The sequence below is a fragment of the Mesorhizobium sp. M1334 genome (assembly GCF_040317995.1).
Lineage (GTDB): Bacteria > Pseudomonadota > Alphaproteobacteria > Rhizobiales > Rhizobiaceae > Mesorhizobium.
On record NZ_JAMYLM010000085.1, the window covers coordinates 1 to 583 of the forward strand.

Here is a 583-nt window from a genome sequence, read left to right on the forward strand (position 1 = left end):
AATGGGCGCACACGGCTGAACAAGGAGACGGAACGACTGAAAGATCACCTTGACAAAGATTAGCCCATACAAGCGAGCGAGCGGCTTTGCGGTGGTCATCGACAGTTCGCCGGTAAGGTCGGGTTGCTGACACCAACCTGATTCGAAGGAACCATCGATGACCGACGACATGATGAACCTGCGCGCGCTCGTGGAGAAGACTCCTGATTCCGATCTCTTGCGCGAGATGATTGGCTTTGCCGCCGAGCGGCTGATGGAACTGGAGGTTGGGGCCGCCACCGGCGCCGCCTATGGCGAGAAGAGCCCGTTGCGCACGGCCCAGCGCAACGGCTATCGCGAGCGCGACTGGGAGACGCGCGCGGGCACCGTCGAGCTGCGCATCCCCAAGCTCAGGAAGGGCTCCTATTTCCCCGGTTTCCTAGAACCGCGCCGCATGGCCGAGAAGGCGCTGACCGCCGTCAGGAGGCCTACGTCCAGGGGATCTCGACCCGCTCGGTCGACGACCTGGTCAAGGCCATGGGCATGAGCGGCATCTCCAAAAGCCAGGTCAGCCGGCTGTGCGAAGAGATCGACGGCAAGGTCA

General features: G+C 62.6%; 1 pseudogene. It reads left to right on the top strand.

From position 1 onward, the window contains the following. Window positions 1–157: 157 nt before the first annotated feature. Window positions 158–583, top strand: a pseudogene (locus NKH17_RS33365) (transposase); the annotation flags it as partial.